The 12,541-nt window shown below is 65.1% G+C and carries 12 protein-coding genes and 1 pseudogene; 7 read left to right on the top strand and 6 right to left on the bottom strand.

Annotated features, from left to right (window positions below; all coding sequences use genetic code 11):
* From E4487_RS21885 to E4487_RS21875, 3 genes and pseudogenes are all read right to left on the bottom strand, one after another.
* Positions 1–76, bottom strand: a pseudogene (locus tag E4487_RS21885) (C4-dicarboxylate ABC transporter); the annotation flags it as partial.
* Positions 77–232: 156 nt separating this feature from the next.
* Positions 233–1,234 carry a DctP family TRAP transporter solute-binding subunit gene (locus tag E4487_RS21880; RefSeq protein ID WP_175254382.1) on the bottom strand — a complete coding sequence of 334 codons (1,002 nt, stop codon included), beginning with the start codon at positions 1,232–1,234 and terminating at the stop codon, positions 233–235.
* Positions 1,235–1,352: 118 nt separating this feature from the next.
* Positions 1,353–2,273, bottom strand: coding sequence for a LysR family transcriptional regulator (locus E4487_RS21875; RefSeq protein WP_037057457.1), 921 nt, complete (start codon positions 2,271–2,273; stop codon positions 1,353–1,355).
* Between the two features lie 180 nt (positions 2,274–2,453).
* On the opposite strand from E4487_RS21875, the gene E4487_RS21870 reads away from it, so the two are divergent.
* A complete protein-coding gene (locus E4487_RS21870) occupies positions 2,454–3,656 on the top strand; it encodes a CaiB/BaiF CoA-transferase family protein (protein ID WP_175254381.1) in 1,203 nt (400 codons plus the stop codon).
* Positions 3,657–4,037: 381 nt separating this feature from the next.
* Positions 4,038–4,973, top strand: a complete 936-nt coding sequence (locus tag E4487_RS21865; RefSeq protein WP_175254380.1) for a hydroxymethylglutaryl-CoA lyase — start codon at positions 4,038–4,040, stop codon at positions 4,971–4,973.
* A 103-nt stretch (positions 4,974–5,076) separates the two neighbouring features.
* Here E4487_RS21865 and E4487_RS21860 read toward each other — a convergent pair whose 3' ends face one another.
* Positions 5,077–6,477: a GntP family permease gene (locus tag E4487_RS21860; protein ID WP_175254379.1), complete on the bottom strand. Its 1,401-nt coding sequence runs from the start codon at positions 6,475–6,477 to the stop codon at positions 5,077–5,079.
* 43 nt (positions 6,478–6,520) lie between these two features.
* Complete coding sequence (gene denD, locus E4487_RS21855; protein WP_175254378.1) at positions 6,521–7,489, bottom strand: D-erythronate dehydrogenase; 969 nt, start codon at positions 7,487–7,489, stop codon at positions 6,521–6,523.
* A 163-nt stretch (positions 7,490–7,652) separates the two neighbouring features.
* Here denD and E4487_RS21850 point away from each other — a divergent pair, with 163 nt between their 5' ends.
* From E4487_RS21850 to otnI, 5 genes are read left to right on the top strand one after another with little or no spacing between them, the layout of a single operon-like run.
* Positions 7,653–8,366 (top strand): FadR/GntR family transcriptional regulator, encoded by a 714-nt coding sequence (locus tag E4487_RS21850; RefSeq protein ID WP_373921561.1) that lies wholly within the window; start codon positions 7,653–7,655, stop codon positions 8,364–8,366.
* Positions 8,353–9,303 (top strand): L-threonate dehydrogenase, encoded by a 951-nt coding sequence (gene ltnD / locus E4487_RS21845; RefSeq protein WP_373921560.1) that lies wholly within the window; start codon positions 8,353–8,355, stop codon positions 9,301–9,303. The genes E4487_RS21850 and ltnD overlap by 14 nt, the downstream gene beginning before the upstream one ends.
* A 2-nt stretch (positions 9,304–9,305) precedes the next feature.
* Positions 9,306–10,586 carry a 3-oxo-tetronate kinase gene (gene otnK, locus E4487_RS21840; RefSeq protein ID WP_175254375.1) on the top strand — a complete coding sequence of 427 codons (1,281 nt, stop codon included), beginning with the start codon at positions 9,306–9,308 and terminating at the stop codon, positions 10,584–10,586.
* A complete protein-coding gene (gene otnC / locus E4487_RS21835; protein ID WP_175254374.1) occupies positions 10,583–11,224 on the top strand; it encodes a 3-oxo-tetronate 4-phosphate decarboxylase in 642 nt (213 codons plus the stop codon). The genes otnK and otnC overlap by 4 nt, the downstream gene beginning before the upstream one ends.
* Positions 11,225–11,233: 9 nt before the next feature.
* Positions 11,234–12,016, top strand: coding sequence for a 2-oxo-tetronate isomerase (gene otnI, locus E4487_RS21830; RefSeq protein ID WP_175254373.1), 783 nt, complete (start codon positions 11,234–11,236; stop codon positions 12,014–12,016).
* Between the two features lie 56 nt (positions 12,017–12,072).
* On the opposite strand, the gene dctP is transcribed toward otnI, so the two are convergent.
* Positions 12,073–12,541, bottom strand: a 469-nt coding sequence (gene dctP, locus E4487_RS21825) for a TRAP transporter substrate-binding protein DctP (RefSeq protein WP_175254372.1), incomplete at its 5' end; no start/stop codon positions are given.

The following is a 12,541-nucleotide window of genomic DNA, read 5'->3' as shown; positions in this document are numbered from 1 at the left end:
TCAGGGTCATGGCAGCGAGAAGAAAGGCGATGAAGCCTTCCTCGAAGTGCTCCCAGGCGCGCCGCAAGGCGTTCATGGCATCTCCGCGAGGTTGTTGTGATTGTCAGGAGTCGGACGAATCTAACCGAGCCGGGCGCCCGCGGGATATTCGTCATTGGCAAACACCGCCTTAGGCGGTGCTGAATGGCGAACCACCCCGGGTGCGTGGGCCCGGGGTGGCTCTGGGGGGAAATTACTGGTTGGCGGCCTGCGCGGCCTCGATCACGTCCACACCGATGTCGGCTTCGAACTTCTTCCACGCCGGGCGCACGGCGTCATGCCATTGGGCACGCTGCTCGGGGGTCAGGGTGATGATCTCGCTCTTGCCGGTGTCCAGGATGCCCTGGCGCGCCTTGGCATTGAGCGCCTCGGCCTGCTTGTTCACCTCGACGGTGACCTCGTCGACGATCGCCTCCAGCTCGCCGCGGATATCCGCCGGCAGACCGTTCCAGAACTTGGTGTTGGTGATCAGTACGTAGTTGCCGATCGCATGGTTGGACTCGGTCATGTACTTCTGCACCTCGAAGTACTTCTGCGAGTAGATGTTCGACCAGGGGTTGTCCTGGGCATTGACCACGCCGGTCTGCAGGCCCTGGTAGATCTCGGCGAAGGCCATCTTGCGCGGCACTGCGCGCAGGGCGCTGTACTGCGCCGCCTGCAGGTCGGACGGCTGCACGCGGAACTTCTGCCCACGGGCGTCAGCAGGCTCGACCAGCGGCTTGTTGGCGGTCAGCTGGCGCATGCCGTTGAGCCAGTAGGCGAGGCCGGTGATGCCCTTGTCTTCCATCGACTTGAGCAGCGCCTTGCCCTTGTCCGAGGCCTGGAAGCGCTGCGCCGCTGCCACGTCGTCGAACAGGAACATCAGATCGAACAGCTGCAGTTGCTTGGTGTACTGCTCCAGCTTGGACGGAGCCGGCGCCAGCATCTGCACTTCGTTGAGCAACAGGGCTTCCATCTCCTTGCCGTCGCCATAGAGCGAGGAGTTGGCGTAGACCTCGACCTTGACCTTGCCGGCCAGGCGCTCGTCCACCAGCTTCTTGAACAGCAGCGCGCCCTGCCCCTTCGGCGTGCTGTCGGCAGTGATGTGGGAGAACTTGATCAAGATCGGATCGGCAGCCTGGGCCGACAGTGCGCCAAGCAGGGCACAGCCGGCGAGTACGCCAGCCAGGCCGCGACGAACGAATGAAAACTTCATGGAAAGCTCCTGTTGTTTTTGTCTGAGCGTCGAGGGCGAAAACCCTTCGATTGGCCCGGACTCTACCCCGCCCTCCTCTGCGCTGAAATTCACATTTGAACAACCGAGCCTTCGGCATTCACGAAGGCAACGCGAGATCATCCCCTGCCGATCCACTGTTGCGCAGGTGGTCGAGCATCTGCTTCGCGGTCAGCGAAAGGTTGTCCTGATTGCGTACGGCCACCTTCAGCTCACGCCTGGCCCAGGGATCGTGCAGCGGGATCACCCGCACATCGAGCGCCGGCAGATAGGTGCGTACCGCCAGGTCCGGCAGGACGCCAACGCCCATGCCGGTGTGGATCATCCGGCAGATGGCCTCGAAGCTGCGCACCTGGATGCGCAGGCGCAATGCCATGCCCTGATTGTGCGCCGAGTGCTGCAGCAGGCTGTGCAGCGAGGCGTCCTGCTGCAGGCCGATGAAGTCGTAGCCCACCGCTTCGCGCAGATGAAGGCCGTCACGCCCGGCCAGCGGATGGTCGCGCGGGGTGACCAGCACCAGCTGGTCGTGGCGGTAGGTGAACACCTGCAGGTCATCGGCCGGTACATGCCCGGCGAAGATGCCGATGTCGGTGAGGCCCTCGCGCACCGCACGCAGGGTCTCGCTGCTGACCCGCTCCTCCAGGTCGATCTTCACCTGCGGGTGGTGGCGACTGAAGCTGGCCAGGTCCTCGGGCAGGAACTCGATCACCGCCGAGGTATTGGCGTGGATGCGCACGTGGCCCTTCACCCCCTCGCTGAACTCGCTGAGGTCGGCGTTGAGCTGCTCGAGGTTGTCCATCATGTTGCGTGCGTGGTGCAGCAGGGCGTGGCCGGCCGGCGTCAGCTCGACGCCCTTGGGCTGGCGATAGAGCAGCGCGATGCCGAGCTGGCTCTCCAGGTCGCTGACGCGCTTGCTCACCGCCGCCAGCGCCAGGTGCTCGCGCTCGGCGGCGCGGGTCAGGCTGCGCTCGTCGGCGATGGCCACGAACAGCTTGAGGGTAACGAAATCGATACGCCGCATGAGGATTCTCCGTTTCGTGCCTGGCGAAGCAGCCAGGCCATATCGCCATGGCAAAGCCGGTTTACAGCATGACACTTCGTCAGCCGCGAAGCCTAGCTTGGCCATTGAGCAATTGTCCGAGTCGCCTCACTGCGCCATTCTGCGCACCACAAGAAACGCACAGGCAAATCAGGTGCAGCCATGACTCAAAGCAACAACGGCAACATGGCCCTGCAGGGGCTCAAGGTGATCGAGATGGGCCAGCTCATCGCCGGTCCCTTCGCCAGCAAGCTGCTCGGCGAATTCGGCGCCGACGTGATCAAGATCGAGCCGCCAGGCATCGGTGACCCGCTGCGCAAGTGGCGCAAGATCAAGGATGGCACCTCGCTCTGGTGGCACGTGCAGTCGCGCAACAAGCGCTCGCTGACGCTGAACCTGAAGGAAGCCGAAGCACAGGACATCGTCCGCCAACTGGTGAGTGAAGCCGATGTGCTGGTGGAGAACTTCCGCCCCGGCACGCTGGAAGGCTGGGGCCTGGGCTACGACGCACTGAAGGCCATCAACCCGAAACTGATCATGCTGCGCATTTCCGGCTACGGGCAGACCGGGCCCTACCGCGACCTGCCCGGCTTCGGCGTGATCGGCGAGGCCATGGGCGGCCTGCGCCACCTTTCCGGCTATCCCGGCCAGGCGCCCGTGCGCGTCGGCATCAGCATCGGCGATTCGCTGTCCTCGCTGTACGGCGTGATCGGCGTGCTGCTGGCCCTGCAGGAGCGTGCGCGCAGCGGCCAGGGCCAGGAGATCGACGTGGCGCTGTACGAATCGGTGTTCGCCATGATGGAAAGCCTGATCCCCGAATACGACGCCTTCGGCTACATCCGCGAGCCGGCCGGCAGCGCCCTGCCCGGCATCACGCCGTCCAACTCCTACCCGTGCAACGACGGCAGCTACGTGCTGATCGCCGGCAACGGCGACAGCATCTACAAGCGCCTGATGAGCCTGATCGGCCGCGACGACCTGGGCAACGACCCGCGCCTGGCGCAGAACGATGGGCGCAGCCAGCACGCCGAACTGATCGACAACGCCATCGCCGAATGGACCGCCCAGCGTGGCCGTGACGAAGTGATCGAAGCGCTCAAGGGGGCCCGCGTACCGGCCGGCTATCCCTACACCGCCGCCGACATCGTGCAGGACCCGCACTACCTGGCGCGGCAGATGATCGAGCAGGTGCAGACCAGCGCCGGCCCGCTGCGAGTGCCGGGGGTGCTGCCCAAGCTCAGCCGCACGCCAGGACGCATCGGCAATGGTGGCCCACAGCTGGGCGAGCACACCGATGACGTCCTCGCCGGCCTCGGCCTCAGCGAGGCCCAGGTCGCCGGCCTGCGCGAACGCGGAATCATCTGAGCACCCAAAAGCCGCGATCACGGCACCCGTAGGGTGGACAACGCGAAGCTTGTCCACACAAACCCACGCCAACACCGGACACCGCAGTGGTGGATGGAAGAAGCGCCATCCACCCTACGCAGGCGCGGCTCATCGCAATGACGAAGCCCCGTAGGGTGGACAACGCGAAGCTTGTCCGCCAGAACCACGACACCGCCGGGTACCGCAGCGGTGGATGGAAAAAGCGCCATCCACCCTACGCAGGCGCGGCTCATTGCAATGACGAAGCCCCGTAGGGTGGACAACGCGAAGCTTGTCCGCCAGAACCACGACACCGCCGGTCAGCGCCGCAATGGATGGAAAGCGCGCCTCCCAGCCAGCCAATACCGCAAGGATCTACCCATGAGCAAACGCCTCTACATCCAGGACGTCGCCACCCGCGACGGCTTCCAGATCGAAGCCTCCTTCGTCCCGACCGAAGACAAGATCGCCCTGATCGACCGCATCTCCCACACCGGCCTGGCCAAGGTCGAAGTCACCTCCTTCACCTCGCCCAAGGCCATTCCCAACCTGCGCGACGCCGAAGAAGTGATGCGCGGCATCCAGCGCGTGGCCGGTGTCGAGTACACCGTGCTGGTGCCCAACGTGAAGGGCTGCGAACGCGCGCTGTCGTGCGCGGTGGACGAGATCAACCTGGTCATGTCGGCCAGCGACACCCACGGCCTGGCCAACCTGCGCATGACGCCGGAACAATCGCTGCAACAGTTCGCCGAAATCATCGAAGTCACCCGTGGCAGCGGCGTGTTCATCAACGCCTCGCTGTCGACCACCTTCGGTTGCCCGTTCGAAGGCGAGGTGGCGGAGAGCCGCGTGCAGACGCTGATCCAGCGCCTGCTGGACATCGGCGTGCAGGGCGTGACCCTGTGCGACACCACCGGCATGGCCGACCCGGCGCAGGTCGAGCGCATCTGCCGCGCGGCACTGCAACGCTGGCCCGAGGCCGTGTTCACCGCGCACTTCCACAACACCCGAGGCATGGGCCTGGCCAACGCACTGGCAGCGCTGAACGCCGGCATCGACCGCTTCGACGCCTCGCTCGGCGGCCTCGGCGGCTGCCCTTACGCACCGGGCGCCAGCGGCAACATCTGCACCGAGGACCTGGTGCACATGTTCCAGCGTATGGGCCTGGACACCGGCGTGAACCTCGACGCACTGCTCGAAGCCGCCGCCACCCTGCCCGGCCTGATCGGCCACGACGTACCCGGCGCCATCCTCAAGGCAGGCAAGTCGGACCGCCGCTACCCCAAGCCGAAGTGGATGCAGGAAGCCGGGCTCTGAGGCTCGCCCAGGGCGCTTGCCGCGCTGTCCTCCTGCGGGAGGACAGCAACCGCGATGGCCCTACTGACGCCTACTGCCAGGCAGCCGTGCTCGACAACGGCCTTCAACCGAGCAAGGCATTGAACAGCAGCAACGTGACCAGCGAAGTGAACCAGCACAGCGTCGTCGGCACCGACCAGGTGAGGATCTGGTGCTTGGCCTGGCGTACACCGAGCATGCGATTGACCACCCAGAAGAAGCTGTCGTTGAAGTAGCCGAAGACCATCGAACCGATGGCGGCCGCCAGAGCGGCGAACACCATGTTCACATCGGCAATGGTCGACAGAATCGGCATGGATATCGACGCGGCGGTGATCATCGCCACCGTGCCGCTGCCCTGGATCAGGCGCACCAGTGTGGCGATCACGAAGGGAATCAGCACCGCCGGCATCGGCAGCGAGGCCACCAGCTCTCCCATGTACTGCCCACCGCCGCTCTCGCGCAGCACCGCCCCCAGAGCGCCACCCGCACCGGTCACGAGCAGGATGATGCCGGCGCTTTCGACGCCCTTCTCCATTTCTCCAATCAGTTGCTCGCGCGGCATGCGCGGCACCAACCCATAGATGGCAGCCACCACGCCCAGACCTACGGCGATCACCGGATTACCGAGGAAGGTCAGTACCTGACCCGGCAGGCTCTGGGCAATCGCCCCGTCGCCGTAACGGGCCAGCACGCCGATCAGCGTGTTGGCGAAGATCAGCACGATCGGCAGCACGATCGGCAGGACCGACAGCCACAGCGGCGGCAACTCGGCATCCCGCTCGCGGGCGCGACTCATCACCGCCTCGTAGGTCTCGCGCGGGTCGACCTCGACATCATGCTGCATCATGCGCTCGATGCGAGGCCCCATGATCCTGGCATAGGCGATCAGGACGAAAAGCGACGGCACGGTGAAGACCATGCCCCAGAACATCATCAGCCCGATGTCCACCCCGAAGATACCGGCGATGCCCAGCGGTCCCGGCGTCGGAGGAATGGCATGGTGACTGAGCATCAGTCCGCCAGCCAGGGCGATACCCAGCGTCAGCACCGACTTGCCGGAGTTGCGCGCCAGTGCGCGTGCCAGAGGGTTGAGGATGACGAAGGCGGAATCGCAGAACACCGGTATCGACACGATATAGCCGGTGATCGCCATGGCCCACTCTTCACGCTTGGCGCCCAGCCAGGCAATGATGCTGTAGGCCATGCGTTCACCGGCACCGGACACCTCCAGCAAGCGCCCCATCATCACGCCGAAGCCGATGACCAGGCCGATGGTGGAGAGGGTTGAACCGAAGCCGCTGGTGATGGTTTTCACCAGCGCATCAGGGGCCATGCCGCCTACCAGGCCAGCGATGGAGGCAGCGGTGACCAACGCCAGCAACGCATGAATGCGCGTGCGCAGCACCAGGAAGATGAGCACCACGATGGCCAGCACCAGGCCCACCATCAGTTGTGGTCCGGAGACCGCGATTGAGTCTGTCATGAAGGAACCCTCTTATTCTTGTTTGGATGGGTGACGCGGGGTGCTACCGGACGGCATTCACCTCCAGGCAGCGTTGATGGGCGGCGACCACGGCGTCGAAATCGACATCCCCCTGGAAGCCCAGGGCAGTCGCCCGCTGCAGATCGAAGTCGCTTGGCCAGCTGCAGACGATGGCGGCGACGCGGGGGTCGTGCTGGTGCGTGACCAGTGCGCGCGCCGGCTCACCGGCGAGGCGTTCGAGACTGTCGAGCATCTGCTCGACGGTGACGCTGATCCCCGGCAGGTTGAGGGTGCGCTGCGCCCCCAGCGCTGCGGCGTCCAGGCGTGCGGCATGCAGCAGATTGGCAATCACCCGCTCCGGCGAAGACAGCCACAGACGGGTATCCAGCGGCACCGGGCAGTTGCTCGGCAAGCCCATCAGGGGCTCACGAATGATGCCGCTGGCAAAGGATGATGCCGCCGCATTGGGCGCACCGGGGCGTACCGAGATGGTGGGCAGGCGGCAGATGCGCCCATCGATGAAACCCTTGCGCGAATACTCGGCGACCAGCAACTCGCCAATGGCCTTCTGAGCGCCATAGGAGGATTGCGGCATCGTCGCCTGCGACTCGCCGACCCGCTCCGGCAGCTCGCCACCGAACACCGCCAGGGAGCTCGCGAACACCAGCTTCGGCGCCCGAGCACGTTGCCGGCAGGCCTCCAGCAACGCCCGAGTGGCGTCCAGATTGACGCGCATGCCCAGGTCGAAATCCGCCTCGGCCTGCCCGCTTACCACCGCAGCCAGATGGAACACCAGGACCGTCTCGTTATCGATCAGCTCGTCCAGCAGCGCGCTGTCCGCCACGTCACCGACCCGCGATAGCAGACGCGGGTCTGCCAGCGGACAGGCCACCCGATCCAGGGAAACGATACGGGCATGAGCCGGCAGCAGGTCGCTGGCGGCCGATTGCAGGAGTGCATGGATGAGGCGCTGGCCGAGAAACCCGGCTCCGCCAGTGACGACGATGTTCATGTGCTTACCCTTTTTTGGAAACGACGCCACGCCGGCATCGATATTTTTTGTTGGAAAAGCGCTTCACGAGAACTTGTCATGTTGTATTATGAATTTATTGTCAGCGCAAGCCGGGACGGGAAATGGGAAACTTCCCCCTTACCCCTCTTTGCGGAGAAAAACCGTGCAACCACTGAGCGAACCCACGCCGAAACTCGCCGAGCGCGTTGCTCGAGGCCTGGCGCAAGCCATCCAGAACGGCAGCCTGCAGGCAGGCAGCCGTCTACCCACCGAACAGAGCCTGTGCACTCAGTACGGGGTCAGCCGCACCGTCGTGCGTGAAGCCATCTCCATGCTCAAGCGCGAGGAGCTGGTGGCTTCACGTCAGGGCAGCGGCACCTACGTCAACCCGAATCCGACCATTGCGCTGCGCCTGAATACGCCTCAGGCCAACACCCAGTCAGTCAGCGAGATCCTCGAGATCCGCAGTGCGCTGGAGATCAAGGCCGCCGAACTGGCAGCCAAGCGTGGCGACAAGGCCGCCATCCGGGCGATACGCAATGCGCTGGAAGAACTGGAAGACGCCGTCGAGCGCGGCGAGGACGGCGTGCGTGAAGACCTCGCCTTTCACCGAACCATCGTCGTCGCCACGGGCAACGAGCATTTCGTCGCCACCGTCGACTTCCTGCACCAGTTGCTCTACCGGGCCATCAGCGTCACCCGGCGCAACGAAGCCAAGCACCCTCCCTACATGAGCCAGGTGGACGATGAACACCGCGCCATCCTGCAGGCGATCAGTTCGGGGGATCCGCAGGCTGCAGGCCTGGCGACCAGCCGCCACCTGATCAACGCAGAACAGCGCCTGCGGGGCGCGAAGGCGCTGCTTGACGACAGCTGATTCCTTACAACAACAAGAGGTATCACAGATGAATAGTGCTCAGCCTTACTGCGGTGTCATCGGCCTTGGCTCAATGGGCCTGGGCATGGCCCGTTCACTCCTTCGGGCCGGCCTGCCCGTCTGGGGGCATGACGTTCGCGAAGACGTCACGGCGCAGTTCGCCGAGCAGACGGGCCAGCCGCTGCGACCGCTGGCCGAACAGGCCGCACGCAGCGACCTGCTGTTCATCGTGGTAGTCAACGCCGATCAGGCCAGCGAGGTACTGTTCGGCGAACAGGGCATCGGCAAGCACCTTCGCCCAGGCAGCGTCGTGCTGCTGTGTGCCACGGTTGCCGCCAGCAGGGCCAGGGAGATTGCCGCGCGTCTGGCCGAGCAGGACGTCCAGATGCTCGACGCGCCCATATCCGGAGGGGCCCAGCGCGCCGCCATGGGTGGACTGACCATCATGGCCTCCGGCCCCGACAGTGCCTTTGCCGCTGCCGAAGCAGGCCTCGATGCCGTTGCAGCGAAGGTCTACCGACTCGGCGATCAGGCGGGCCAGGGCTCGCAGATCAAACTGGTCAACCAGCTGCTCGCCGGCGTGCACATCGCCGCAGCAGCGGAGGCCATGGCCTACGGCATCCGCCAGGGCTGCGATGCGCAGGCGTTGTTCGAAGTCATCAGCCACAGCGCCGGCAACTCCTGGATGTTCGAGAACCGGGTACCGCACCTGCTGGCCGGTGACTACAGCCCACGCTCGGCCGTGAACATTTTCGTCAAGGATCTGGGGCTGGTGCTCGACAGCGCCCAGCAGGACGTGTTCCCCCTGCCGCTCACCGCCACCGCACACCAGATGTTCAAGCAGGCCAGTGCCTCCGGCTTTGGCCGCGAGGACGACATCGCCGTCGCCAAGATATTCCCGGGCATCGACTTGCCCAGCCAGCGCGCGGAGGGCTGAGCATGGCATTGCTAGTAGGCTGCATCGCCGACGACTTCACCGGCGCGACCGACCTCGCCAGCATGCTGGTACGTGGCGGCGTGAAGACCATTCAGACCATTGGCGTTCCCACTCAGGCCTTGCCGCTCGGCGATGTCCAGGCCGTGGTGATCGCCCTCAAGTCGCGAACTCTGCCGGCCCGCGAGGCCGTGCAACAGTCGCTGCACGCGCTGCAATGGCTGCGCGCCCAGGGCTGCGAGCAGTTCTACTTCAAGTACTGCTCGACCTTCGACTCCACGGCGCAGGGCAATATCGGTCCGGTCACCGACGCCCTGCTGGAAGCGCTCGACAGCCGTTTCACCATCGCCTGTCCGGCCTTTCCCGAGAATCGCCGCTGCGTGTTCAACGGCTACCTCTTCGCCAACGACGTGCCACTGAACGAAAGCGGCATGCAGGATCACCCCCTGACCCCCATGAAAGACGCCAATCTGCTGCGTGTGCTACAGGCGCAAACCCGGCATAGCGTCGGCCTGCTGGACTACCGCGCCCTGCATGGCGGTGTGGAGCGGGCGCAGGCACGCCTGCAGGCGCTTCAGCGTCAGGGGGTCGGCATCGCCGTCTGCGACACCCTCGATGATCAGGACCTGCTGACGCTCGGCAGCCTCTGTTCGGCGCTGCCGCTGGTCACCGCCGGCTCCGGTCTGGCCAAAGGCCTGGCAGCCGCCTGGCAGGCCTCGGGCCGCCTGAACATCTCGACCGATGCCGCTGCACTGCGCCCTGCCCAGGGCCGGCGCGTCATCCTCTCTGGCAGTTGCTCCAGGGCAACGCTGTCCCAGCTGGAGCAGGCCAAGGCCCGTTATCCGGCCCTGCGTCTCGATGCCGAAGCGCTGATGCAGCGCGGCGACGTGGTGGTGGCGGAGGCGCTTGACTGGTGCAGACGACAGGACCTCGACGCCACGCTGCTGATCTATGCCAGCAGCCCGGCGCATGAGCTTCAACGCATCCAGATGCACTATGGCGTCGAACAGAGCGGCGCACGTATCGAGTCGGCGCTGGCCCGCATCGCGCAACAGCTGGTCACCACGCAGGGCTTCGGCCAGCTTCTGGTGGCAGGCGGGGAAACCTCTGGTGCCGTGGTTGAGGCACTGCAGATCGAAGGGCTGCACATCGGCCCGAGCATCGACCCCGGCGTGCCCTGGACACAGGCGCTCGACCAGCGCCAGCTACCGCTGAGCCTTGCCCTCAAGTCGGGCAACTTCGGCAGCGACGACTTCATGCTCAAGGCCTGGGAGCTTCTGCCATGACCGACGAAAACCGCCTGCGCGAGGACATCGCGAACATTGGCCGCTCCCTGCACGAACGCGGTCTCAGTCCGGGCTCTTCGGGCAACATAAGCGCACGCCTCGACGACGGCTGGCTGCTGACCCCGACCAATGCCTGCCTGGGTAGCCTCGACCCTGCGGACATCGCCAAGCTGAGCTGGGACGGCCGCCATCTCTCGGGCAAGCCCGCCTCCAAGGAAGCGTTCCTGCACCGCGCCATGTATGAAGGCAGCGACGACTCGGGGGCCATCGTGCACCTGCACTGCACTCACTCGGCGGCGGTGTCCTGCCTGGACTGCCTCGACGCCAGCTCCTGCCTGCCACCGCTGACCCCCTACTTCGTCATGCGCGTGGGACGTCTCCCGCTGATTCCCTACCACCGCCCCGGCGACCCCAGGCTGGGCGACGCCATCAGGGGGCTGGCCGGCAACCACAGCGCCGTGCTGCTGGCCAACCACGGCCCGGTGGTAGCGGGCAAGAATCTGGAGGCGGCTGCCTACGCCATCGAAGAGCTGGAAGAGACGGCCAAGCTCTACCTCCTGCTGCGCCAGCAGCCGGTCCGCCTGCTCGACGACGAGCAGATCGAAGAACTGCGCCAGACCTTCGGCGCCCGCTGGTGAGATCGACTCATGCCCAGATTCGCTGCAAACCTCAGCATGCTGTTCACCGACGTCCCTTTTCTCGAGCGCTTTGCCCGTGCGGCCGAGGCCGGCTTCAAGGGCGTGGAGTTCCTCTTTCCCTATGATTTCCCGGCACAACGACTGGCCGAGGAACTGCACCGCCACGACCTGACCCAGGTGCTGTTCAACCTGCCGCCCGGCGACTTCGCCAATGGCGAACGCGGCCTGGCCGCCGTGCCTGGGCGACAGGCCGAGTTTCGCGCCAGCGTGGATCTGGCCATCGACTATGCCCTGGCGCTGGGCTGCACACGCCTGCATGCCATGGCCGGGCTGCTGGCCGATCCGGGGCAACGCCCCGCTGCACTGGACTGCTACCGCGAGAACCTGCGCTATGTCGGGGAAAGGCTGCATGCCCATGACCTGATGCTGCTGGTGGAGCCGATCAACAATCGCAGCATCCCCCACTACGTCCTCAACCATCAGGCCGAAGCCCATGCGCTGGTCAGCGAACTGGGGCTCGCCAACCTCAGGGTGCAGATGGATTTCTTTCACGCGCAGATCATGGAGGGCGATCTGGCCACGACGTTCAAGCGCTACCAGGCGACCATCGGCCACGTGCAGATCGCAGGCGTTCCGGATCGCCATGAACCCGACAGCGGCGAGATCAACTACCCGTTTCTGTTCCAGCTGCTCGATGACTGCGGCTACACCGGCTGGGTAGGTTGCGAGTACCAGCCGCGTGGCCGCACGGAGGACGGCCTGGGCTGGATGCAGGGCATCGACCAGGGCTGATACCCGATAACGCAAACGCCCGGCTCGTGCCGGGCGTTCGTGTTTCAGACAGACCATCAACCCTGGTTGGATTTCTCCGCCGCCTCGATCAGCTCGGCACCGATTTCCTTCTCGAACTTCTTCCACACCGGGCGCATCGCTTCACGCCATTCGGCGCGCTGCTGCGGGGTCAGTTCGATGATCTCGGTGGTACCGGCCTTGGCGATGTCCTGCTTGGCACTCTGGTTGAGCGCATCGGCCTGCTTGTTCACCTCGACGGACACTTCGGCCATGACCTTCTCCAGCTCGCTGCGCACATCGGCCGGCAGCCCTTTCCAGAACTGGGTGTTGGTGATCACCATGTAGTCGATCAGGCCGTGATCGGACTCGGTCATGTACTTCTGCACCTCGTGCACCTTCTGGCTGTAGTAGTTCGACCAGGTGTTCTCGGTGCCGTTGACCACGCCGGTCTGCAGGCCCTGGTAGACCTCGGCGAAGCTCATCTTGCGCGGGTTGGCGCGCACGGCCTTGAACTGCTCTTCCAGT

The sequence above is a fragment of the Pseudomonas sp. BMW13 genome (genome assembly GCF_013357275.1).
Lineage (GTDB): Bacteria > Pseudomonadota > Gammaproteobacteria > Pseudomonadales > Pseudomonadaceae > Aquipseudomonas > Aquipseudomonas khazarica.
The sequence above is the reverse complement of the archived record's forward strand: the minus strand, read 5'-3'. Positions and strand labels throughout refer to the sequence as shown.